General features: G+C 70.8%; 22 protein-coding genes and 1 riboswitch. Of the genes, 8 read left to right on the forward strand and 14 right to left on the reverse strand.

What is annotated here, in order from left to right; genetic code table 11:
• Window positions 1-159 precede the first annotated feature (159 nt).
• The 6 genes from OG766_RS15675 to OG766_RS15700 all read right to left on the reverse strand — a co-directional run bounded on the left by OG766_RS15675 (window position 160) and on the right by OG766_RS15700 (window position 5,573).
• Window positions 160-1,464, reverse strand: coding sequence for a peptidase (locus OG766_RS15675; protein WP_266379448.1), 1,305 nt, complete (start codon window positions 1,462-1,464; stop codon window positions 160-162).
• 380 nt (window positions 1,465-1,844) lie between these two features.
• Entirely contained in the window at window positions 1,845-2,534 is a 690-nt protein-coding gene (locus tag OG766_RS15680; RefSeq protein ID WP_266379450.1) for an ABC transporter ATP-binding protein, read from the reverse strand.
• 43 nt (window positions 2,535-2,577) lie between these two features.
• On the reverse strand, window positions 2,578-4,065 hold the full coding sequence (locus OG766_RS15685; protein ID WP_328725598.1) for an ABC transporter permease: 1,488 nt from the start codon (window positions 4,063-4,065) through the stop codon (window positions 2,578-2,580).
• A 103-nt stretch (window positions 4,066-4,168) separates the two neighbouring features.
• Window positions 4,169-4,975, reverse strand: coding sequence for a putative protein N(5)-glutamine methyltransferase (locus OG766_RS15690; protein WP_266379456.1), 807 nt, complete (start codon window positions 4,973-4,975; stop codon window positions 4,169-4,171).
• Between the two features lie 170 nt (window positions 4,976-5,145).
• Window positions 5,146-5,355, reverse strand: coding sequence for a hypothetical protein (locus OG766_RS15695; protein WP_266384510.1), 210 nt, complete (start codon window positions 5,353-5,355; stop codon window positions 5,146-5,148).
• Window positions 5,352-5,573, reverse strand: coding sequence for a hypothetical protein (locus OG766_RS15700; RefSeq protein WP_328725599.1), 222 nt, complete (start codon window positions 5,571-5,573; stop codon window positions 5,352-5,354). Before OG766_RS15700 ends, OG766_RS15695 begins: the two co-directional genes overlap by 4 nt.
• A 113-nt stretch (window positions 5,574-5,686) precedes the next feature.
• Here OG766_RS15700 and OG766_RS15705 point away from each other — a divergent pair, with 113 nt between their 5' ends.
• From OG766_RS15705 to OG766_RS15720, 4 genes are all read left to right on the forward strand, one after another.
• A complete protein-coding gene (locus OG766_RS15705) occupies window positions 5,687-6,529 on the forward strand; it encodes a helix-turn-helix domain-containing protein (RefSeq protein WP_328725600.1) in 843 nt (280 codons plus the stop codon).
• Window positions 6,510-6,698 carry a DUF397 domain-containing protein gene (locus OG766_RS15710; RefSeq protein WP_328725601.1) on the forward strand — a complete coding sequence of 63 codons (189 nt, stop codon included), beginning with the start codon at window positions 6,510-6,512 and terminating at the stop codon, window positions 6,696-6,698. The genes OG766_RS15705 and OG766_RS15710 overlap by 20 nt, the downstream gene beginning before the upstream one ends.
• 223 nt (window positions 6,699-6,921) lie before the next feature.
• Window positions 6,922-7,779, forward strand: coding sequence for a hypothetical protein (locus tag OG766_RS15715; protein ID WP_328725602.1), 858 nt, complete (start codon window positions 6,922-6,924; stop codon window positions 7,777-7,779).
• Window positions 7,780-7,835: 56 nt separating this feature from the next.
• Window positions 7,836-8,417 carry a Uma2 family endonuclease gene (locus OG766_RS15720; RefSeq protein WP_266379468.1) on the forward strand — a complete coding sequence of 194 codons (582 nt, stop codon included), beginning with the start codon at window positions 7,836-7,838 and terminating at the stop codon, window positions 8,415-8,417.
• Here the strand turns inward: OG766_RS15720 and OG766_RS15725 are convergent.
• Window positions 8,405-9,370 (reverse strand): amidohydrolase family protein, encoded by a 966-nt coding sequence (locus OG766_RS15725; protein ID WP_266379471.1) that lies wholly within the window; start codon window positions 9,368-9,370, stop codon window positions 8,405-8,407. The two genes, OG766_RS15720 and OG766_RS15725, sit on opposite strands and share 13 nt — an antisense overlap.
• Before the next feature lie 95 nt (window positions 9,371-9,465).
• Here OG766_RS15725 and OG766_RS15730 point away from each other — a divergent pair, with 95 nt between their 5' ends.
• Window positions 9,466-10,173, forward strand: a complete 708-nt coding sequence (locus OG766_RS15730; protein ID WP_266379474.1) for a bleomycin resistance protein — start codon at window positions 9,466-9,468, stop codon at window positions 10,171-10,173.
• 90 nt (window positions 10,174-10,263) lie between these two features.
• On the opposite strand, the gene groL is transcribed toward OG766_RS15730, so the two are convergent.
• The 4 genes from groL to thrC form a co-directional block, all read right to left on the reverse strand.
• Complete coding sequence (gene groL, locus OG766_RS15735; protein WP_266379477.1) at window positions 10,264-11,886, reverse strand: chaperonin GroEL; 1,623 nt, start codon at window positions 11,884-11,886, stop codon at window positions 10,264-10,266.
• Window positions 11,887-12,194: 308 nt separating this feature from the next.
• Window positions 12,195-12,398 carry a cold-shock protein gene (locus OG766_RS15740; RefSeq protein ID WP_030057071.1) on the reverse strand — a complete coding sequence of 68 codons (204 nt, stop codon included), beginning with the start codon at window positions 12,396-12,398 and terminating at the stop codon, window positions 12,195-12,197.
• Window positions 12,399-12,811: 413 nt separating this feature from the next.
• Window positions 12,812-13,087, reverse strand: a complete 276-nt coding sequence (locus tag OG766_RS15745) for a MoaD/ThiS family protein (RefSeq protein WP_266379480.1) — start codon at window positions 13,085-13,087, stop codon at window positions 12,812-12,814.
• Window positions 13,084-14,388, reverse strand: coding sequence for a threonine synthase (gene thrC / locus OG766_RS15750; protein WP_328725603.1), 1,305 nt, complete (start codon window positions 14,386-14,388; stop codon window positions 13,084-13,086). The genes OG766_RS15745 and thrC overlap by 4 nt, the downstream gene beginning before the upstream one ends.
• Before the next feature lie 17 nt (window positions 14,389-14,405).
• Window positions 14,406-14,560, reverse strand: a riboswitch (SAM riboswitch).
• Window positions 14,561-14,678: 118 nt separating this feature from the next.
• Here thrC and OG766_RS15755 point away from each other — a divergent pair.
• The 3 genes from OG766_RS15755 to OG766_RS15765 all read left to right on the forward strand — a co-directional run bounded on the left by OG766_RS15755 (window position 14,679) and on the right by OG766_RS15765 (window position 19,177).
• A complete protein-coding gene (locus OG766_RS15755) occupies window positions 14,679-15,647 on the forward strand; it encodes a glucosyl-3-phosphoglycerate synthase (RefSeq protein ID WP_266379486.1) in 969 nt (322 codons plus the stop codon).
• Between the two features lie 83 nt (window positions 15,648-15,730).
• On the forward strand, window positions 15,731-17,569 hold the full coding sequence (locus OG766_RS15760) for a DUF7927 domain-containing protein (protein WP_266379489.1): 1,839 nt from the start codon (window positions 15,731-15,733) through the stop codon (window positions 17,567-17,569).
• An 81-nt stretch (window positions 17,570-17,650) separates the two neighbouring features.
• The gene (locus tag OG766_RS15765; protein WP_266379492.1) at window positions 17,651-19,177 is read left to right on the forward strand and encodes an alpha,alpha-trehalose-phosphate synthase (UDP-forming); all 1,527 of its coding nucleotides are present in this window, start codon (window positions 17,651-17,653) and stop codon (window positions 19,175-19,177) included.
• 30 nt (window positions 19,178-19,207) lie between these two features.
• On the opposite strand, the gene otsB is transcribed toward OG766_RS15765, so the two are convergent.
• The 3 genes from otsB to OG766_RS15780 form a co-directional block, all read right to left on the reverse strand.
• Complete coding sequence (gene otsB, locus OG766_RS15770) at window positions 19,208-20,080, reverse strand: trehalose-phosphatase (RefSeq protein ID WP_266379495.1); 873 nt, start codon at window positions 20,078-20,080, stop codon at window positions 19,208-19,210.
• Between the two features lie 65 nt (window positions 20,081-20,145).
• Window positions 20,146-20,376: a DUF3263 domain-containing protein gene (locus OG766_RS15775; RefSeq protein WP_266379498.1), complete on the reverse strand. Its 231-nt coding sequence runs from the start codon at window positions 20,374-20,376 to the stop codon at window positions 20,146-20,148.
• A gap of 189 nt (window positions 20,377-20,565) precedes the next feature.
• Window positions 20,566-21,846, reverse strand: coding sequence for an ABC transporter substrate-binding protein (locus OG766_RS15780; RefSeq protein WP_443045500.1), 1,281 nt, complete (start codon window positions 21,844-21,846; stop codon window positions 20,566-20,568).
• Window positions 21,847-21,940 lie beyond the last annotated feature (94 nt).

Raw genomic sequence — 21,940 nt, forward strand, 5'->3', positions numbered from 1 at the left:
CGAAGCCCGGCGCACCGGAGGAACCGGAGGACGGAGGGCCGGCGCACGCGAGGACCGGCGCACGGGAGGGCCAGCGCACGCGAGGGGCCGCGTGCCGGCCGGGAACATGCCGAGGCCCGCGTCCTCGGAGGAACGCGGGCCTCGCACTCACCGTGCGTGTCAGGCGTCGGCACCGGCCTTGCGGCGACGTGCGACGACGACCGCCCCGGCACCGAGCACGAGCGCGACGCCACCCGCGAGGGCGACCTTCGGCATGACGCTGCTCGAACCGGTCGTGGCGAGCGAGCCCGAGGACTCGGAGCCGCCGTTCACCGAGGTCGAGGAGGAACCGCCCTGGGTGGTCGGGGTGTTGGAGTCGCCCTGCTGGCCCTTGGCGTCGTCGACCTTGCCCGGGTTGCTGCCCTTGGTCAGGATCTCGAACTCGTAGTAGTCGACGTCCGGCGTACCGCCGCAGGAGTCGTCCTCGTTCACGTAGTTGCCCGCGACGAAGGCGGCGCCCTGACCCGCCGGGATCTTGGCGTCGACCTTCAGCCGCAGCTTGACGTCGACCGAGGACTTGGCCTTCAGCGAACCGACGAAGAGGCCCATCTCCGGGTCGACGTCCTCCCACGCCGGGTTGGCGGCGGTGGACCACTCCAGGTCCAGGTAGGAGTCGAGCTCCTTGAGGCCCTTGGTGTCGAAGGCGTGCACGGCCGCGTACGGGTACACCTCGGCCATCGGCTTGGAGGTGCCGTTCTTGACGCGCAGCGTGAAGTCGACCGTGGTGCCGCCGACGACCTTCTCCGGCAGGCCCTGGACGACGGTGGTGAACTTGGGCTCGGGGACGCAGTCCTCGCCCTCCTCGCCCTCCTCGCCTTCCTCGGCCTCCGCGTCCGCCAGCGCCTTCTTGGCGGCGTCGAGGTTCGCCTGGGCCGTCTTCTTCGCCTCCTGGGCGAGGTGGAGCTCCCTGCCCGCGGCGACCCGCGCGTCGTCGCGGGCCTTGCCCGCCTCGGCGGCCTTGGTGTCGGCCGCCGTCTTGGCGGCGGCGGCGGTCGCGGCGGACGTCGTGGCCTCGTCGAGCGCCTTCTGCGCCTCGGCCTTCTCCTCGTCGGTGACGGCGGCGTCAAGCTTCGCCTGCGCGTCGACGACGGCCTTGTCGGCCTCGGTCTTGGCGGTGGCGGCGGCCTCGGCGGCCTTCCTCGCCTCCGCGGCGGCGACCGCGAGCGGGTGAGTGTCGCTGAGGACGGCCTCGACGGCCTTCATCGCCGCGTCGACCGCGACGACGCTGTCGTCGTACGCCTTCTGGGCGGCGGCGACGGCGAGCTTCAGCTGCTCGATCGTCGGCTTCTGGTCCTTCTGGGCCTTCTGCTTCTGCGTCTGCGCGGCCGGCTTGTCGTCGGCGAAGGCGGGCGCGGCGGAGAGGAGAACGACCGGCGTGGTCACGGCGGCGGCGACAGCGGTTGCGAGTGCGCGGCGAAGCTTCAAGGTGGACCTTTTCTCGTCGGAGAACATGGCAGAAGAAAGGGGGGTTCGTGCCTGCGGAGTGTTCACGCGGCACGACGTCCTCGGGATCGTACGACCCTGTCGGCAAAGGCCAGAGGCGTTTTTCCGAGCCCCTGACGGGGTCGGTCGAGGCACCCGGCGAACAAACCTCGCGAACAGGTGCAGTTGCCCACGGAGGCCGCACTTTTTCTGTGACCCATGTCATTCGCCGCCGACGACCACGGAACGAACCCCTCCGGGCCTCGCGACCTCGACCGCCCGCACGGCGTCCCGCACGACACGTCCCCGGCCACCGGGCCCGGGGACGTGTCGTGTGTGCAGGGCGGGCGCGCCACCGGGCCGCCCGCCCGCGCGAAGGCTGGCTAAACCGCCCTGACCGCCTGCTCCTTGATCGTCACGCGGCCCTTCCTGATCGTCGCCACCCTCGGCGCCCTCCGTGCCAGCACCGAGTCATGAGTGACCATCACGAACGTCAGCCCGTTCGCCTCCCACAGCCCCTCCAGCAGCTCCATGATCTCGTCGCGCATGGACTCGTCGAGGTTCCCGGTCGGCTCGTCGGCGAGCAGCACCGCCGGACTCTTCACCAGCGCCCGCGCGATCGCGACGCGCTGCTGCTGCCCGCCGGACAGCTCGCCCGGGAGGTGGGCCCGTCGTTCGCCCAGGCCGACCGACACCAGCGCCTCGCCCGCCCGTTCCCGCCGGTCGGCCGCCTTCAGGCCGAGCGGTACGAGCGCGGTCTCCACGTTCTCCTGGGCGGTGAGCGTCGGCACCAGGTTGAAGCTCTGGAAGACGAAGCCGATCTTCTCGGCCCGTACCCGTGTCAGCCGCGCCTCCGGCAGGCTCGCGAGATCGACGCCGTCCAGCACCACCGATCCCTCGCTCGGCCGGTCCAGCCCGCCGAGCATCTGCAGCAGCGTCGACTTGCCGCCGCCGGTCGGGCCCTGGATCACCAGCCGCCCGCCGTCCTCGATGACCAGGTCGACCCCGTCGAGTGCCTGAACGGTGTCCTTGCCGCGCCGATAGCGCTTGGTGACTCCTGAGAGCTCGTACATCGTGATTCAACTCCTGTTGTGCGTAGAGGGGTTCGGCGAAGGGCTACTCGACGCGCCGCAGCGCGTCCGCGGGCCGCAGCCGCGACGCCCGCCAGCCGCCGAACCCGCCCGCGATCAGCCCGCCCATCACCGCGAGCGCGACCGCGAGCCCGATGGTGGTGAGGGAGACGGGCGCGGTGAGCGCGATGTCGAGCGCCTTGGACGCGCTCTGCCGCAGCGGACCGCCCTGACCGGCGCCGCCGATGAAGGTCGGGCCGCCGCCCGGACCGGCACCGCCGCCGTTCGCGGAGGCACCGCCCAACTGCGCGGTGAGCGTCGGGCTGAACGCCGTGATCGCCCACGCGCCCGCCAGTCCGATCCCGATGCCGAGCGCCCCGCCGATGAGCCCGTTGACGAGCGCCTCGCCCGCCACCTGCCCCGTCACCCGGCGGCTCTTCCACCCCAGCGCCTTCAGCGTGCCGAACTCCCGCACCCGCCGGCTCACCGCCGACGACGTCAGCAGTCCGGCCACCAGGAACGCCGCCACCAGCACCACGATCGACAGCCACTTGCCGACGCCCGACGCCAGGTCGGAGGCCGTGGACAGCGACCCCGACACCGTCTGGGCGAGGTCGGCGGACGTCGTGACCGTCGTCCCGGAGATGTTCTTCTGAATCGTCTCCTTGACGGCACCGATCTGCTGCGAGTCGGTCGCCTTCACATAGACCGTCGTGATCTTGTCCTTGGCGTCGGCCAGGGTCTGCGCCTGGGCGAGCGGCAGATAGACGTTGGCGGCCGCGTCCCCGCTGTCCGCCGTCGCGATCCCGATGATGCCGAACGTCGTCCCCGAGATCGTCAGCGTCTTGCCGACCGACAGCTTCTGCTCCTTCGCGTACGCGCTGTCGACGACGGCGACCTTGGCCGCGGTCTCGTTCTCCTTGAACGTACGCCCCGACGTGATGCTCGACGAGGTCAGCGGCCCGAGCCCCTGACGGGCGACGTCCGTCCCGTACACGGAGTACGAGTTGACGTCGAAGTCCGCCCCGCCGCCACGGACCTCGCCGCGTACCTCTCCGCCCGGACCGCCGCCCTGCTTCCCCTGCCCGGGCGCCTGCTCCTCCTGCTTGAACTCGCCGCGCTTGAACTGCCCGTTGACCTTCATGACCCGTACGTTCAGCCCGCCGACGGCGTCCGCGACCCCGTCCTGCCTGCCGACCTGCGCGACCGTCGACGCCGCCAGCGTCTCGAAGCCCTGGACGACGACGATGTCCTGGCTCTGCTGGGCGTCGTCGTCGCCGTCCTTCGCGTCGAACTCGAACCGCGGCCGCTTCACCGTCCCGCCCTCCCCGGCCGGTGCGGCGGCCTTGGTGACGGTCATGTCGGTGCCGAGCCCGTACAGCGACTCCAGCACTTTGCCCTGCGCCTGATTCATCCCGGCCGAGACCGAGTTGACGACGATGACCAGGGCGATTCCGAGGGCGAGCCCCGAGGCGACGACGAGCGCCGCCTTCCTGCGGCGGCGCAGCTCGCGCCTGAGGTAGGTGAGGAACATGCCGCGAAAGCTAGAGGCGCGGTGTGAGGGCGGGTTAAGGCCCGGATGAGAGCCGCATGAGTGTTGCGCGGCACCCGGCCCCGGGCCCCGGGGCCCGGCGCGTTCAGCCGGTCGGCTTCGTCCCGATGACGACGGTGGCGTACAGCTCGTCGCAGGTCGCGACCCTCGGCTCCAGCCCGCTGCGCCCGACGGCTTCGACGGCGTCCGCCGCCTGCCGCTCGCTCGTCTCGAACAGCAGGATCCCGCCGGGGCCCAGCCACTCCCCCGCCTCGCCGGTCACCCGCCGCAGCACGTCCAGCCCGTCCGCGCCTCCGTCGAGCGCGACGCGCGGCTCGTGCACGCGCGCCTCGGCCGGCAGCAGTCCGACCTCCTCGGTCGGTACGTAGGGAACGTTCGCGGCGAGGATGCCGACGCACCCGCGCAACGCCCCGGGCAGCGCGGCGAAGAGGTCCCCTTCGTACACCCGGCCGCCTTCGGGGACGTTGCGCCGCGCGCACCGCACCGCGCCGGGATCGATGTCGGCGGCGTACAGCTCGACCGCGGGGAGCGACGCGGCCAGCGCGGCACCGACCGCCCCCGACCCGCAGCACAGATCGACGGCCACGCCCGCGTCGGGCCGCGCGGCGACGGCCCGACGGACCAGGAACTCGGTACGGCGCCGGGGCACGAACACCCCGTCGTCCACGGCGATGCGCAGCCCGCAGAACTCGGCCCACCCGAGGACGTGTTCCAGCGGATGCCCACCGGCCCGCCGCTCCACCATGGCGGCGAGTTCGTCGCGCGTCCCGGCGGTGGACAGCAGCAAGTCGGCCTCGTCCTCGGCGAAGACACAACCCGCGGCACGGAGCCGGCCGACGACGGCGGAATGATCAGAGGGAAGAAACTCGGAGGGAGAGAACGGAGAGAGCAAAGGGAGCCTTTCGGGATTCCGAACGGGGCTCCCTCGGCCGCCTACGTAAGCGACGCGGAGGCGAGCACCCGACCAGCAACAGCGGTAATGGGTCCCACCTCCTTCGTCCATCCACGCCTGGAGCGGCCACCTTACCCGGCCGGCCGCCCTGATCACGGCGCTCACGGCGCTCACGGCAGCCTTCTCTCCCGGTTCCGCTCCCGCACCCGCGCCCGCAGCAGCTCCGCCGGCGGCGCCGGACTCAGCGCCTCGGGCGGACAGTCCCACTCCCGGCCGCCGCCCGGTGGCCGCAGTTGTACGTACGGACCCTCGCGCCCCATGACGCGGCCGATGCGCCCGTCGCGCGAGTCGATCACGTACTCGCCCCGCCCCGGCTTCACCTGCGGGCCTCGTGCAGCACGGCGGCGAGCCGCAGCGCCGTGTCCAGGTTGCAGCGCCCCAGCTCGATCAGCGGGTACGCCGCCGACCCGCTCGTGAGCGACACGAGGTCCACCCGCAGGGACGGCAGCACCACCCCCATCGATTCGAGCTCGCCCCGCAGCCGGGCCACGACCTCTTCCGCGGCCCGCAGCCGGTCCGCCGATCGGACAAGCGCCATCAGGCACCTCCACTCTGAGTATGCACGTTCCGCACACAGCGTGGTCGGCGGAGCACTAGCCTGACCAGTGTCGACGGCCCAACAACCCCACTTGTGTGTACACGGAGTTGACATTGCCTGGACCGAAGGATCTTGACCCGTCCACGTCCCCCCGGGCTCTTCTCGGCGCAGAGCTGCGCCATGCCCGCGAGAACGCCGGCCTCAGCCAACGGGAGCTCGGCGAACCGCTCTTCGTGAGCGCGTCGTTCATCGGGCAACTGGAGTCGGGTACGCGCAGGATGCTGCCGGACATCGCCCGCAGGATCGACGAGATACTGGGGACGAACGGGTTCTTCGAGCGGAACTGCAAGGCGGCGAACAAGTCGAGGTACCCGGACCACTTCGCCGAGGCGGCGGAGGCGGAGGCCGTCGCGACGACGATCAGGGAGTACGCGCCGCAGCTGATTCCGGGCCTCCTGCAGACGGAGGCGTACGCACGGGCGGTGTTCCGCGCGTATCAGCCGACGGCTCCGGAGGAGACGATCGACGAGCTGGTCGAGGCGAGGCTGGAGCGGGCGCGGATTCTGGAGGATCCAACTGAGCCGTTGTTGTGGACGGTTCTGGACGAGGCGGTGTTACGCCGCGAGGTGGGCGACGGGTCCGTGATGGCGGAGAACTTACGCCACGTCGCGGCGCTGATCCGCCGCCACAGGATCATCGCGCAGGTACTGCCGTTCGGCGCGGGCGCGCACCCGTCCATGGGCGGCGCCCTGAAGCTGATGGCCTTCGCCGACGCACCCCCGCTCGCCTACTTCGAAGGCCCGGGCACGGGGCAGTTGGAGGACGCCCCGGGTGCAGTGACTCACCACGAACTGGCCTACGATCTGGTCGCGGCGAGCGCATTGTCACCGCGGGAATCCCTGGCCTTGATCGAATCGGTGACGGAGGATTACGCGCATGAAGAGCACCGACCCTGAGTGGCGCAAGTCCAGCTACAGCGACGGCAGCGGCGGCAACTGCCTCGAAGTCGCCGACGCCCACCCCGGCGTCGTCCCCGTCCGTGACTCCAAGAACCCCGCCGGCCCGAAGCTCGTGTTCCGGGCGGCCGCCTGGTCCGTGTTCGTCGAGGACGTCAAGAACAGCTGATCGCTGACGGAGTCCGAGGCTTGAGCCTCGGGCTCCGAGCGCTTTGTTCAAGGAATGGGTAACGGGCCTCAACCCACCCACCCTCCCCGTGAGTTGACTATGCGCGATGCATTTGCCACGGAGGGTCACGACGCTCTAGCGTGTCCGGAAAGCGAACAGCCCCCGTCAGGTGCGGTAACACCTGCGGGGGCTTGACCACCGAGATCGAACTAGGACCGATCTGATGGCTGACAGCCAGCTTAGTGCCACGCTCCTCCCCTCGCACGCCACGCCTCACCCAACAGCCAATCCCGGCTACGGAAAGCGGACGGCACCGGGCCAACACCCCCGCACAGCACACGACTTCACGCACCTCCCGCCCCGCGAAGCCGCCATCGCCGCGTACATCGACCGGCTCGCGGACGGGGCCGACATCTCCGTGAAGACGCTGGCCAAGGTGCTCCCGTACGGCCAGTGCGCCTTACGCACCGCGCTGAACCGCATCCAGGCGGCCGGTCATCTGCGGCGCGGACGGGAGCACTTGGCCGGCTCGGGCAGTGCGCGCTGGATCACCCGAACGTGGTGGTCCCGTACCGCGCGCGACGACGCCTGGTGGGCGGCGTTCCGGCGCGGGGACGTACCGGAGGACCGGCCGCGCCCGACCCGTTCACGGGCGATGATCCTGCTCGTCGCGCTCGGGCGCGAGGCGCCCGTGATGTCGCTGTCCGCCGTCGAATGCGCGCAGCTCGCGCCGCTGGTGGAGGAGTGGTTCGCGCGCGGCGCCGCCGAGCGGGACGTCCTGCGCGCGCTCACCACCGGTCTCCCGACCCCGGTCCACCACCCGGCCGCCCTCGCCCGCCGCCGCCTCACCGACAAACTCCCGCCCGAGCCGGCCCCACCGCCCCCACCGCTGCGCATCCTCGAATGCGGCAAGTGCGGCGCCCCTGCCCGCGCCGAGGCCCTCCGCGACGGCGACTGCGCCACCTGCCGGGGCGAACCGGCCCCCGTTCCCCCCTCCGGGCTCACCCCGGCCCAGGTCCGCGCCCGCATGTCCGAGGTCCGCGCCGCGGCGGCCCACCCCGACGAAGGGAATCGCACATGACCGTTCAGCTCATCCGCGCCGGAACCGGGGCACGATGGAGGGAAGGAGGCGACGCCATGACCCCCAGCACCGCCGACCATCCCCAGATGTCGGTCGAGGACTTCGAGCAGCTCGCTCGTCATGCCCCGGAGGGAGTGAAGCTTGAGTTCATCAAGGGAAAGCTGAAGGTCAAGCCGATGCCGGACCAGCTCCACAGGGCCATCGTCATGTGGCTGCTGAGGCAGTGCATGCAGCAACGCCCTGAACTGGATCTCTATCCGGAGATGGATCTGAGGGTGGAGACTTACCGCCAGGGCCGGGCCTACGCGGACGGCGTTCTCGCTCCGGTGGAGCACTTCGTGGGTCACGACGGCATGTGGGCGAACCCGGAAGGCGTCCTCATGGCCGTCGAAGTCACCTCGTACGACTCCGACACCCACGCCCGCGACCGCGTCGAAAAGCGCGCTGCCTACGCGGAAGCCTCGATTCCCGTCTACCTCCCCATCGACCGCGACGACAACACACTGACCGTCTTCAGCGAGCCGGAGAACGGCACCTACCGGCAGCACCCGACCTACAAGTACGGCGACGCCGTCCCCCTCCCCGCCCCCGTCGACATCACGCTCGCCACCGAGAAGCTCAAGGACTACGCCCACTGACCCCGCAGGGACCCGCTTGCCGCCGGGAGCAGGCCCGCGCCTGCCTCCAGTACCGCTTCCGCCTCCTCCGGGACCAGCGTCTCCTCGATGAAGGTGACGGCACGGCGGAGCCCTTCGCCGGTCTGGTACGGGAAGTCCGTGCCGAGCATCAGCCGGCCGGCGCCGAACGACTCGGCGGCCGCCCGCAGCGCCGGCTCGTGGCCGTGGGCGACCGTGTCGTAGTACATCCGGCGCGCGGCGAGGCTCGGCATCTCGGCGGTGTCGGGGGCCTCCCAGGGGACGTGCTGATCGGCGCGCGGCAGCAGCATGGGCAGGGCGCCGCCCAGGTGGGAGTTGACGATCCGCAGTCGCGGGAAGCGGCTGGGGACGCCTTCGAGCATCAGGTGCATCGCGCAGATGGTGTCCTCGGTCGGCGCGCCGACCATCCATCGCATCCGGTTCTCGGCGATGAGCGGCGAGCCCGCGTCCCGCCCCGCGGGGTGCAGGCTGAGCACGGAGCCCCGGTGGTCCAACTCCTCGAACAGGGGCCGGAAAGCGGGGTCCCCGAGGCTCCGCCCGAGCACCGATGTCGTCAGTCCGGCCCCGGCCATCCCGAGTTCGTCGAGCGCCCGCGCAAGCTCCTCGAGGGAGGCGTCCAGGTGCGGCAGCGGCAGCGCGGCGAAGGCGGAGAAGCGTGTGGGCCAGGCGTGTACGACGTCGGCGTAGTGGTTGTTGGCGAGGCGCGCGGCGGTGACCGCTTCGGTCTCGTCCGGGAAGTACGGCGTCTGCGGGGAGACGGACAGGATCTGGTGGTCGATGCCGGCGGCGTCGTTCATCGTGAACCGCGCGTCGAGTTCCGCCGGGCTGTCGCCCGCTCCCAGGCCCCGCTGGGTCGCCGTGTCGTCGCGCCCGTAGGACTCCAGGAGGCGGAGATAGTCCTCGCTCCACAAGTGGGCGTGCACATCGGTCCGCACCTCTTCAGCTTCACGCCGCACCGGCCGCCCCGCAAGAACAGCTCCGGTCGCGCCACAACCGCCCGCGACTAATCAAGTTTGATTAGAGTGGTGGCATGAGTGAGAAGGTCATTCCGATGCTGCCCTGCCACACCATCCAGCCCGTGCTCGACTTCTACACCGCGCTCGGGTTCGAGGTGGCCTTCGTGCAGAAGAGCCCCAACCCGTACGCGGCCGTGACGCGCGGCGACATCGAGCTGCACTTCTTCGGGATGAGGGGCTACGAGCCGGCCGCCTCGTACAGCACCTGTTACGTCCTGACCGACGACGTCGACAACCTGCACACCGCGTTCCGGACCGCGCTCAAGACGGCGTACGGGAAGATCCCCACGCGCGGGCTGCCGCGGCTCGGACCGCTGAAGGACATGTCGTACGGCACACGGCAGTTCCTGATGAGCGATCCGGGCGGCAACTGCATCCGCATCGGGCAGCCGATCAGCGAGGACCAGCACCACCGGCCCGCTCCCAAGGAGACCTTCGCCCGAGCCCTGCATCTCGCGTCGCTGTTCGCGGACTCGAAGGAGGACCTGGCGGGCGCCGCGAAGATCCTCGACCGGGCGCTGGGGCTCGACGACGAGCGGCCCACGCCGGTGGAGCTGCTCCGCCTGCTCGTCCTGCGCGCGGATGTCGCGGGGCGTCTGGACGACCAGGAGACCGCGGCCTCCTCCCTCGCCGAGGCCGGCGCCGCCGAGGCCCGTCTCACCGCCGAGGAGCGGCGGTCGGCCCGGGACGACCTGGAGCGGCTCGCGGAGCTCCGGGGCTGACGCCGGGGCCGAAAAACGCCCGAGGGCGGCACCCCCTGGGAGTGGGGGTGCCGCCCTCGGTTCAGGACGGTTGATCAACCAGCAGGTCGATCAGAAGTCCATGTCACCGCCCGGCATGCCGCCCGGAGCGGCCGCGGAGGCCTTCTCCGGCTTGTCGGCGATGACGGCCTCGGTGGTGAGGAACAGCGCGGCGATGGAGGCCGCGTTCTGCAGGGCGGAGCGGGTGACCTTCGCCGGGTCGATGATGCCCTCGGCGACCAGGTCGACGTACTCGCCGGTCGCGGCGTTCAGGCCGTGACCCGGGGTCAGGTTGCGCACCTTCTCCACCACGACGCCGCCCTCGAGGCCGGCGTTGACGGCGATCTGCTTCAGCGGGGCCTCCAGGGCCAGCTTCACAGCGGCGGCACCGGTGGCCTCGTCGCCCTCGAGCTCGAGCTTCTCGAAGACAGCGGACGCCTGGATGAGAGCCACGCCACCACCGGCGACGATGCCCTCCTCGACGGCCGCCTTCGCGTTGCGAACGGCGTCCTCGATGCGGTGCTTGCGCTCCTTGAGCTCGACCTCGGTCGCGGCGCCGGCCTTGATGACGGCCACGCCGCCGGCCAGCTTCGCGAGGCGCTCCTGGAGCTTCTCGCGGTCGTAGTCCGAGTCGGAGTTCTCGATCTCGGCGCGGATCTGGTTGACGCGACCGGCAACCTGGTCGCTCTCACCGGCACCGTCGACGATCGTGGTCTCGTCCTTGGTGATGACGACCTTGCGGGCGCGGCCGAGCAGGTCCACGCCGGCGTTCTCCAGCTTGAGACCGACCTCCTCGGAGATGACCGTGCCACCGGTGAGGATGGCGATGTCGCCGAGCATGGCCTTGCGGCGGTCACCGAAGCCCGGGGCCTTGACGGCGACGGACTTGAAGGTGCCACGGATCTTGTTGACGACCAGGGTCGACAGGGCCTCGCCCTCGACGTCCTCGGCGATGATCAGCAGCGGCTTGCCCGACTGCATGACCTTCTCCAGCAGCGGGAGCAGGTCCTTCACCGAGGAGATCTTGGAGTTGACGATCAGGATGTACGGGTCCTCGAGCGAGGCCTCCATACGCTCCATGTCGGTGGCGAAGTACGCCGAGATGTAGCCCTTGTCGAAGCGCATGCCCTCGGTGAGCTCGAGCTCCAGACCGAAGGTCTGGGACTCCTCGACGGTGATGACGCCTTCCTTGCCGACCTTGTCCATCGCCTCGGCGATGAGCTCGCCGATCTGGGTGTCGGCGGCGGAGATGGAGGCGGTGGAGGCGATCTGCTCCTTCGTCTCGACCTCCTTCGCCTGGTCGAGCAGGGCGCCGGAGACGGCCTCGACGGCCTTCTCGATGCCGCGCTTCAGGGCCATCGGGTTGGCGCCGGCCGCCACGTTGCGCAGGCCCTCGCGGACCAGCGCCTGGGCGAGGACGGTCGCGGTGGTCGTACCGTCACCGGCGACGTCGTCCGTCTTCTTGGCGACTTCCTTGACCAGCTCGGCGCCGATCTTCTCGTACGGGTCCTCGAGCTCGATCTCCTTGGCGATGGAAACACCATCGTTGGTGATCGTGGGGGCGCCCCACTTCTTCTCGAGGACGACGTTCCGGCCCTTGGGGCCAAGGGTGACCTTGACGGCGTCGGCGAGCTGGTTCATCCCGCGCTCGAGACCGCGCCGTGCCTCCTCGTCGAACGCGATGATCTTGGCCATGTGAAGTGGTCCTCCCGGACTGGGGTGGATTTCTCCGGACCGCGCTGGCGCCCGCGACGGACGGCCTGCATGCCTTGTGGTTCCTTGCCCCACCCGGCCTGCGGGCCTCACCGACCCGGTCCTTAGTTGTCACTCTCACTCGGAGAGTGCTAACGCCAATGATTAGCACTCGACCCCTTCGAGTGCAAGCGGCTTCGAGGAAGCCCCGACGGGCGGCGGGCTCGGCGATCGGACCTCCGGACGCGTCGGAGGGCCCGTACCCAGTGCGGGTACGGGCCCTCCGTCACGTTGCTGCAGTCAGTCGGCGCTCAGCCGGCTGCGCGGACCATGTCCGCCTGCGGCCCCTTCTGGCCCTGCGAGATCTCGAACTCGACTCGCTGACCCTCCTCCAGGGTGCGGTAACCGTCCATCTGGATCGCGCTGTAGTGGACGAAAACATCCGCACCACCGTCGACCGCGATGAAGCCGTACCCCTTCTCCGCGTTGAACCACTTGACGGTGCCCTGAGCCATGCCTAACTCCCCTATTACTGGCCCTTGCACAGGACCGCACCTCGCGGACCCGGGTCAGACCTCACCCACGATGTGTGGCGTGGATGTGCGCCGGAACGCGTCGACCGCGGCTGAATGTATCTGTCCAACTGCCCTCTGCAACAGGTCAATCGGACGAGAATTCCGGGCAGGACCGAAAGGACGATTTACGAGGATTACGAGCATTCCCGGGCAAGTCGGGCCGGGCAAAGCACACTTAACGTGCATCAAGCTCGAACACTTTGGCTGCTTCTTATCGCGGGCGCGCGCATTCTCATATGCGCCTGGCACAAGCAGCGGAGGAGGCTTCCCCAACTCTACCGCGCTCAACCATGCAGAATTGCCCCCTCCACGGAGCTTGCGGAGGGGGCAATTCTGCTTACGGAAAGTGAGGATCAGCCGCCGGCGACGGCCGGGATGATCGAAATGCCGGCGCCGTCCGGCGTCGCCGTCTCCAGCCCCTGCTCGAAACGCACGTCGTCGTCGTTGACGTACACGTTCACGAAGCGGCGCAGCTTGCCCTGGTCGTCCAGGACCCGGGCCGCGATGCCCGTGTGGTTCTGCTCCAGGTCGGCGATCACCTCGGCGAGGGTCGCCCCCTCGGCCGCGACCTCGGCCCGGCCACCCGTGTAGGTGCGGAGGATGGTGGGGATGCGGACGTTGACGCTCATGCGAGACCAGCCTCTCGGAAGGAGTCCAGGTTGGGGCGGATGACCGCGGACATACCCGTCGTGGGCGCCACCGCGTCGAGGGTCTTGAGGCCGTCACCCGTGTTGATGACGACCGTGGTGAGGCACGGGTCGATGGCACCGGACTCGATCAGCTTCTTCGCCACACCGAGGGTGGTGCCGCCCGCGGTCTCGGTGAAGACGCCCTCCGTGCGGGCCAGCAGCTTGATCGCGTCCACGATCTGCTCGTCGGTGACGTCCTCGACGGCGCCGCCGGTGCGGCGGCAGATGTCCAGGACGTACGGGCCGTCCGCCGGGTTGCCGATCGCCAGGGACTTGGCGATGGTGTCGGGCTTCTGCGGCCTGACCACGTCGTGGCCGGCCTTGAAGGCCACGGACACCGGGGAGCAGCCCTCGGCCTGGGCGCCGAAGATCTTGTAGGGCTTGTCCTCGACGAGGCCGATCTTGATCAGCTCCTGCAGACCCTTGTCGATCTTGGTCAGCTGGGAGCCGGAGGCGATCGGGATGACGATCTGGTCGGGGATGCGCCAGCCGAGCTGCTCGCAGATCTCGTACGCGAGCGTCTTGGATCCCTCGCCGTAGTACGGGCGGAGATTGACGTTGACGAAGCCCCAGCCCTCGCCCGCCGGGTCGCCGATGAGCTCGGAGCAGAAGCGGTTGACGTCGTCGTAGTTGCCCTCGATGCCGACGAGCTCGCCGCCGTAGACCGCGGCCATGACGACCTTGCCCTGCTCCAGGTCGTGCGGGATGAACACACAGGAGCGGAATCCGGCGCGGGCGGCCGCGGCGCCGACGGCGCCCGCCAGGTTGCCGGTGGAGGAGCAGGAGAGGGTGGTGAAGCCGAAGGCGCGGGCGGCCTCCAGGGCCTGGGCGACGACGCGGTCCTTGAAGGAATGCGTCGGGTTCCCGGAGTCGTCCTTGACGAAGAGCTTGCCCGGCTCGACGCCCAGCTCGCGGGCGAGGTTGTCGGCCTGGACGAGCTGGGTCCAGCCCGGGTTCAGGTTCGGCTTGCTCGCCACGTCGGCGGGGACGGGGAGCAGCGGGGCGTAGCGCCAGATGTTCGCCGGGCCGCTCTCGATCTGCTTGCGCAGCGTCTCGGGGTCGCCGCTCGGCAGGTCGTACGCGACTTCGAGCGGCCCGAAACAGATCTCGCAGGCGAAGATCGGGCCGAGGGCGAACCGCTCGCCGCACTCGCGGCAGGAGAGCCCGGAGGCGGGGCCCAGATCGACGGTGCCGGAGGTGTCGGCAGAATCATTGGTGGTGGCAACAGTCTGCGCAGCCATGGAGGCGAGGCCCTTTCTCCTCATCTTCCCCGCGGCGCATCTCGCCGCGAGACGGAATTGGCACCTTCCCTAGCCGTGAGCCTCGCGCGCGACGTGATGACGTGCGCCGAGAACGGCTGGAGGGTTGCCGGGGCTTCAACGGGCCGTATCCCTCTGCCCCTCTGGATGAGCGGTATTCGATTGTGTCCGCGCGACGACCCCGACATACGACGGCCGTCCGCGTTGTTCAAGACTGTAACCGAACCCCCGGACGCTTGAGATGGTCGTCCGATCCGCGAGATGGAGATCACGTGCTGGAAGAGGTGGAGCGCTGGCTCGCCCGGCGGTCCTGGTCGGTGACGGACCGGCCACTGGACCAGCTGCTCGCCGCCAAGCAGAACACCACGGTCAGCGTGGTGCTCCCGGCCCTGAACGAGGAGGCGACGGTCGGGGAGATCGTCGCCGTGATCCGCCGTGAGCTGATGACGGACGCGGTGCCGCTCGTGGACGAGCTGGTGGTGATCGACTCGGGGTCCACGGACCGCACCGCCGAGGTGGCGGCGCGCGCCGGGGCGCGGGTGGTGCACCGGGACGCGATCCTCCCCCGTGTACCGGCCGTGGCCGGCAAGGGCGAGGTGCTGTGGCGCTCACTGCTGGTGACGAGCGGCGACATCGTCTGTTACGTGGACGCGGACCTGCGGGAGTTCTCCGCGGACTTCGTCTCCGGGATCGTCGGCCCGCTGCTGACCGATCCCGGGGTGCAGTTCGTGAAGGCGATGTACGACCGGCCGCTGGCCGGGACCCCGGGCCAGGGGGGCAGGGTGACCGAGCTGGTGGCGCGGCCGCTGCTCAATCTGCACTGGCCGCAGCTGGCGGGCTTCGTCCAGCCGCTCGGCGGTGAGTACGCGGGGCGGCGCTCGCTGCTGGAGCGGCTGCCGTTCCCGGTCGGGTACGGGGTGGAGCTCGGCCTGCTGGTGGACGCGCTGCACACGGTGGGCCTGGACGCGCTGGCGCAGGTGGACGTGGGGGAGCGGCTGCACCGCCACCAGGACGGGCAGGCGCTGGGCCGGATGGCGGCGGCGATCTACCGCACCGCGCAACTGCGGCTGTCCCGCGGCCATTTGGTGCGTCCTGCGCTGACCCAGTTCGAGCGGGGCGAGGCCGGTTTCGTCCCGCGTACGCATCCGGTGGACACGGAGGAGCGGCCACCGATGGCGGAGGTCGCGGAGTACGCGGCAAGGGCCGGGCGGCGTAAGCGGCGGGACACGGGCGCGGCGTAACCGGGTACAGCCGGACACATTGTCTACATTTCGGACTTATGGGCTATGTGAGATCTACGGGCGCTCGGCGCCGGCATTCCAGGTTGCCCCGTCTCTTCGGGGCCCTGACGGTCGTCGCGGCCGTCACCACGGTCTCGACCGGTCCGGCCGTCGCCGGCACCGCGTCCCCCGCGTCCCCCGTGTCCCCCGAGTCCCCTGTCTCCACCTTCCAGAAGCGTTACGCCGCCTCGGTCTACGGTGACTTCACCACCATCGGCAACACGGTCCTGGGCTGCCCCGCGGACCCCCGCGACGCGGCGGCCCGGTGCACGACGGCGACCTCCGGGACGGGCGCCGCCGCCGGCACCGGCGGAGCACCGCTGGAAGAGTTCGAGATGCGGCGGCTCGACACCGCCCGGATGTCGTCCGGCCACGGGTCCAGCACCGGCCGGATCACCGTGCCGCCACGCGCCCGCGTCACCTACGCCCGGCTCTTCTGGGGCGGCAACGACGGCACGTACCGCGCCCCGAACGGCATCCTGCTGAACAGCTGCGACGGCTCCGGATCCGTCGCGCGCCCCTCCCCCGGCGACCCGCTGAAGTCCGTGCCCTCGATCCGTGTCGACCGGAACAAGCCGGTCGGGGTCATCGCCGAGAACCTGGTCAGGGACCCGGACTCGGCACCGGGAGCGCACTACTACACCGGCGAGGCCGATGTCACCGGCGCCTTCGCCCGCGTCGTGGGCACCGGCAAACCGCTGACCGTCGCGGTCGGCGGCGTCTGGGCCCCGGCCGGCCGGGGCTGCGCCGCGGGCTGGTCCCTCTCGGTCGTCTACGCGTACGACGCCCCGGACGCGCGCTTCGCACCCGAGCGGCGCACCGTCCAGATCTACGGCGGACACGCCCTGCAGCGCCCCGGCGCCCCCGCCACCACCGTCCCCGCCAACGGCTTCCACCGCTCCGCCGGGCAGATCCGCGCGTCCGTCACGGCCTACGGCGGCGACCGCAACCGCACGGGCGACCGCTTCCGCGTCGACGGCCGCGACATGACCGGCCCCGACACCGGCCGCGCCGACAACTTCTTCGCGGGCGTCGCCCGGGGCGCGGCCGCCCCGGGGCTGCGCGACAACCTCAGCATCGACGCCAAGGACTTCGCCCTCCCGGACGACGCGATCCGGCCCGGCGCCCGCTCCGCCACGCTCTCCTTCGAGACGGACGGCGACAGCTACGTACCGTCGGCGCTCGCCCTGTCCGTACCGGTCCCCGACCTGGAGATCACCAAGTCGGCGTCGGCGGAGTCGGTCGCCCCCGGAGGCACCGTCACCTTCACCATCACGGCGAAGAACACCGGCCGGCGGGACTACCCGGGCGTCCGGTTCACCGACGATCTCGCCGACACCCTCGACGACGCCGTCTACGACGGCAACGCCACGGCCAGCCTCGGCACGGTCGGCTACGCCGAGCCCGTGCTGTCGTACTCCGGCGACATCCCGGCCGGGAAGACGGCGACCATCACGTACTCGGTCACCGTGGACGGCTCGGACGGTGCGAGCGCCGCGGCGGGAGGCAACGGCCGGCTCGGCAGCAACCTCTCCGTGGCGTCGCCGCGTTCCAACTGCGGTACGGGCAGCGCCGACGCGCTGTGCTCGGTGGCACCCGTGGTCGAGGAGGCCGCGGAGCTGGAGGGATCGCAGGCGGACCTCGACGAGGAGAGCCACGACGACAGCCTGGAACAGGGCCGGGAGGACGAGCCGGAGCAGGGCGGCGACGCCGGCGAGGACGGTGACGACCGCGCCGCGGGCGGCAGGCACGGCAGCACGGGTGTGATGGCCGCGACGGGCCACGACAGCGAGCGCCTCTGGCTGCTCGGCGGCGTCGCCCTGGCACTCTCGGCGGCCGGCGCCATCGCGCTCGCGGCGACCCGCGACCGCGGCAACCACTGATCGGGTGAGGGTGCGGCCGGTCTCCGCCGACGGAGACCGGCCGTACGTTTGAGCGGTTCCAGGAAGGGCTAGGTTCGCGACATGGTCTCTGAGAACGCAGCCTTCGAGCACGCCGTCTCCGAGCACGCCGCACGAGTACTCGTCGCCTCCAACCGCGGCCCCGTCTCGTACGCCTTCCGCGAGGACGGCACGCTCGACGCCAGGCGCGGCGGCGGGGGCCTGGTGTCCGGGCTGTCCGCCATCGGCCCCGAAACGGACGCCCTGTGGGTGTGCTCGGCACTCGGCGAGGGGGACCGTGAGGCGGTGCGGCGCGGCATCGGCGAGCCGGGCGTGCGGATGCTCGACATCGACGCCGTCGTGCACGCGGACGCGTACAACGGCATCGCCAACTCGGTGCTGTGGTTCGTCCACCACATGCTCTACCAGACGCCGCTGGAGCCGGTCTTCGACGCCGAGTTCCGGCGCCAGTGGGTGGCGTACGAGGCGTACAACCAGGCGTTCGCACAGGCGCTGGCGGAGTCCGCGGCCCCCGAAGCGGCCGTGCTGGTGCAGGACTACCACCTGGCCCTGGTGCCGGGGATGCTCCGGGACCTCCGGCCCGACCTGCGGATCGGCCACTTCTCGCACACGCCGTGGGCGCCTCCTGAGTACTTCCGGATGCTGCCGGACGACATCGCCGAGCAGCTGCTGCTCGGGATGCTCGGGGCGAGCAGGCTGGGTTTCCTGACGCAGCGCTGGCTGGGCGCCTTCCAGAGCTGCTGCCGGCAGGTCCTCACGGACTACGACATCGACGGCCACTGGCCCAAGGACGGATCGCCCAGCCTCGACTTCCGGCTGCCCGGGCACCGCCGCAGGCGGACCGAGCTCGGGGTGCACGGGCTCGGCGCGGACGCCGACTTCCTGCGGGAGCGGTCCCGGCGGCCGGACGTGGACGAGCGGATGGCGGCCCTGCGCGAACAGATCGGCGGCGAGGAGCGCGGGCCCGGCCGGCGCCGGACGATCGTGCGGGTGGACCGTACCGAGCTGTCGAAGAACATCGTGCGCGGACTGCTGGCGTACCGGACGCTGCTCGACGAACACCCGGAGTGGCGCGAGCGGGTCGTGCACATCGCCTTCGCGTACCCGTCGCGGCAGGACCTCGCCGTCTACCGCGACTACACGGCGGAGGTCTCCAGGGTCGCGGAGGAGATCAACGCCCGGTACGGCACGCCGGGCTGGACGCCGGTGCTCCTGCACGTCAAGGACGACTTCGCGCGCTCACTGGCGGCGTACCGGCTGGCGGACGTCGCGCTCGTCAACCCCATCCGGGACGGGATGAACCTCGTCGCCAAGGAGATCCCGGTCGTCTCGGAGGCGGGCTGCGCGCTGGTGCTGTCGCGGGAGGCGGGCGCGTACGCGGAGCTGCGCGACGACGCGCTGGTGGTGAACCCGTACGACGTCTCGGGCACGGCCGACGCCCTGTACCACGCGCTCGCGATGCCGGACGCCGAACGGGCGGAGCGCAGCAAGCGCCTGTCCGCGGCGGCGACCGCGCTGCCGCCCCAGCAGTGGTTCCTGGACCAGCTGCACGCCCTGGAGTCGCTCGACGAGGGCGGGCGGCCCGGCTGACGCGCGAACGCCCTGCGGCCGGAGCGCGCGCTATTGGTCGGACACGACCTGGGAGCGGCGCTTGATCGCGGCGGCGAGGCCGGCGAGGAAGCCGACGACGCCGGCGGGGCCGGGGAGCAGCAGGTCGGCACGTTCGGCGAGGTCCGGGACCTCGGAGCTGCCGCTGCACAGGAGCAGTCCCGGCACCCCGTCCGAGCGGAGCTTGTCGACCGCGGCGAACGCGGCGAGGTCGCCGAGGTCGTCGCCCGCGTAGACGACTGCCGCGGCCTTCGTCTCGCGTACGTACTCGGCGAGCGCGATGCCCTTGTCGATGCCGGGCGGGCGCACCTCCAGGACCAGCCGGCCCGGCTCCACGATCAGGCCGTGGCGGGCGGCGAGGTCGGCGATCGGCCCGCGCAGTGCCTCGAACGCGGCCTGCGGGTCCTCGGCGCGGCGCGTGTGCACGGCGACCGCGCGGCCCTTCTCCTCGATCCAGGTGCCCTGCCAGGCGCCCATCGCGTCGAGCAGACCCGGCAGCTCGGCCCGCACGGCGGCGACGCCGGGATGCTCGGGCTGGGCGTGCACGGTGCCGCTGACGGCGTCCCACCGCTCGGCGCCGTAGTGGCCGAGTACGACGAGGTGTTCGAGCCCTGCGACACCGGCGAAGCCGCCGTACCGCACGGCGACCCCCGCGGGCCGGCCCGTCACGACGGCGACGGACGCGACGAGCGGTGCCAGTTCGGCGAGCACCGGCACGGCTGCGGGGTGTGCCCTGGCCTGCTCCGGGTCCGACACGATCTCCGCGAGTGTCCCGTCGAAGTCGAGTGCGACCACGCTGTCCCCGGGGCGATCGAGAATCGCGGTGAGACCGTCCCGGCCGGCGGCGGTGGCCGGCTCCGGCAGTGCGTCCGAGTAGCTGCCCATACCCCGACCCTATCGACGCGGCCCCGCCTCAGCCACGGCGCGCGGCGACGCCGGAACGCGCCGCGTCAGCGCCGCTCGCGCTGCGCCTCGCGGACGCGCCGCAGGCGGTTCACCGTGACCGGGTCGTGGGCGAGGGCGCGCGGATCGTCCAGGAGGGCGTTCAGGAGCTGGTAGTAGCGGGTCGGGGAGATCCCGAGGTCCTCCCGTATCGCCCGCTCCTTGGCGCCGGGACCGGGCCAGGACGCGCGCTCGACGGCGAGGACGGCGCGGTCCTGTTCGGAGAGTTGGTCGGTCATATCAGCAACATAACGGCCCACCCGGACAGCGACCGACGCCTCCACCCGGATGAACCTCCCACCGGATCGCCCGGACCCGGGCCTGCCCGGTACCGGCACGGTCCGCTCCGGCACCGTCCGGGTCCGGCACGATCCGCGTCCGGCACGGGCGGGGTCCAGCGGGGCGCGGGGCGCACCGCGCCCCGGAGCCTACTTCGACGCGTCCACCTCGATCTCGGCCTTCGCCGCGTCGTTCGCGATCCGGTTCAGCACCACCGCCGGGCTTCCGTCCGGCGCGACCGCCTTGCCTATGTTCTGCTTCACGCTCGCGCTGACCTTCGCCCACGACATCTCGCCGGACGGGTACAGCTCGGACGTCGGCAGCGCCGCGAGGAACTCCCACAGGTCCTTGTGCTTCGTGTCCGCCGCCATCGTCTCGCTCGCGCTGACGGTGACCGGCAGGATGTCGTAGCGGTCGGAGAACTCCAGGACGTTCTTGTCGCTGTACGCGAAGTCGAGGAAGCGGCCGATCTCCTTGCGGTGGCCGTGCTGCTTGAACGCCATCATCCAGTCGGCCACACCCATCGACGCCTCGGCCTGGCCCTCGGCGCCGGGCATCGGCACCATCCCGACCTTCACGCCCTTCTTCTCGGCCTGCTGCATCAGCGTGGGGTGGCCGTTGAGCATGCCGACCTCACCCCGCGTGAACGCCTCGAAGGCCTGCGCGCGGTCCAGCTTGCCCGGCGGGACCGGGCCCGTGAGGCCCGGGGTGACGAGCTTCTCCTTCAGCCAGCTGAACGTCCGGATGTTCTGCTCGGAGTCGATCTGGTACTCGCCGCCGTTGCGGTCGCGGTAGCCACCGCCTCCGCTCAGCAGCCAGATCATGGTCTCGGCCTGGGACTCCTCGGAGCCGAGCGGCAGCGCGAAGGGGTACGTCACCCCGCGCGCCTTCAGCTTCTGTGCGGCGACGCGCAGTTCCTGCCAGGTCTTCGGCGCCTCGACGCCCGCGTCGTCGAAGAGTTCCTCGTTGAAGAACAGCAGGCGCGTGCTGGCCGCGAACGGCAGACCGTACTGGGCGCTCCCGGTCTGGCCCGCCTCGATCAGCATCGGAAGGAAGTTCGCCTGCGTGGGGATCGTGACGAGCTCCTCCACGCGGTACAGCTTGTCCTGGTTCGCATAGTCGGCGTACGCACCGATCTGGGCGATGTCGGGCGCGTTGCCCGCGTCCACCATCTCGGCGACCTTCCGGTCGACGTCCTTCCAGGAGTAGACGTCGACGTCGACCTTGATGCCGGGGTTGCGCGACTCGAAGTCCCGCGCGAGATCGTCCCAGTACGTCCGCGAGGAGTCGGCCGCACCGTTGCCGTAGTCGGCGGCGACGAGCCTGAGGGTCACGCCGTCCGATCCGCCGGTGGTGCCGCAGCCCGCGAGCATCACCGTCATACCGAATGCGGCCCCCGCCGCGACCAGTCCCATGAAGCGCCGCTGCACGACCCGTCCCCAACCCTTGTTCTGTTGATCGTTAAAGGTAGAGGTCTACACCACACCGCTCCTGATTGCGAAACGAACCGGTCATCGCTTTGTA

The sequence above is a fragment of the Streptomyces sp. NBC_00259 genome, from assembly GCF_036181745.1.
Lineage (GTDB): Bacteria > Actinomycetota > Actinomycetes > Streptomycetales > Streptomycetaceae > Streptomyces > Streptomyces pratisoli.

What these genes read in the sequence shown, in the direction of transcription:
- OG766_RS15680 (WP_266379450.1), bottom strand. Translation starts at nt 2,534, where the DNA reads ATGTACGAGCTCTCAGGAGTCACCAAGCGCTATCGGCGCGGCAAGGAC.
- OG766_RS15685 (WP_328725598.1), bottom strand. Translation starts at nt 4,065, where the DNA reads ATGTTCCTCACCTACCTCAGGCGCGAGCTGCGCCGCCGCAGGAAGGCG.
- OG766_RS15700 (WP_328725599.1), bottom strand. Translation starts at nt 5,573, where the DNA reads ATGGCGCTTGTCCGATCGGCGGACCGGCTGCGGGCCGCGGAAGAGGTC.
- OG766_RS15710 (WP_328725601.1), top strand. Translation starts at nt 6,510, where the DNA reads ATGAAGAGCACCGACCCTGAGTGGCGCAAGTCCAGCTACAGCGACGGC.
- OG766_RS15715 (WP_328725602.1), top strand. Translation starts at nt 6,922, where the DNA reads ATGGCTGACAGCCAGCTTAGTGCCACGCTCCTCCCCTCGCACGCCACG.
- OG766_RS15720 (WP_266379468.1), top strand. Translation starts at nt 7,836, where the DNA reads ATGACCCCCAGCACCGCCGACCATCCCCAGATGTCGGTCGAGGACTTC.
- OG766_RS15730 (WP_266379474.1), top strand. Translation starts at nt 9,466, where the DNA reads ATGAGTGAGAAGGTCATTCCGATGCTGCCCTGCCACACCATCCAGCCC.
- groL (WP_266379477.1), bottom strand. Translation starts at nt 11,886, where the DNA reads ATGGCCAAGATCATCGCGTTCGACGAGGAGGCACGGCGCGGTCTCGAG.
- OG766_RS15740 (WP_030057071.1), bottom strand. Translation starts at nt 12,398, where the DNA reads ATGGCTCAGGGCACCGTCAAGTGGTTCAACGCGGAGAAGGGGTACGGC.
- OG766_RS15745 (WP_266379480.1), bottom strand. Translation starts at nt 13,087, where the DNA reads ATGAGCGTCAACGTCCGCATCCCCACCATCCTCCGCACCTACACGGGT.
- thrC (WP_328725603.1), bottom strand. Translation starts at nt 14,388, where the DNA reads ATGGCTGCGCAGACTGTTGCCACCACCAATGATTCTGCCGACACCTCC.
- OG766_RS15765 (WP_266379492.1), top strand. Translation starts at nt 17,651, where the DNA reads ATGGTCTCTGAGAACGCAGCCTTCGAGCACGCCGTCTCCGAGCACGCC.
- otsB (WP_266379495.1), bottom strand. Translation starts at nt 20,080, where the DNA reads ATGGGCAGCTACTCGGACGCACTGCCGGAGCCGGCCACCGCCGCCGGC.
- OG766_RS15775 (WP_266379498.1), bottom strand. Translation starts at nt 20,376, where the DNA reads ATGACCGACCAACTCTCCGAACAGGACCGCGCCGTCCTCGCCGTCGAG.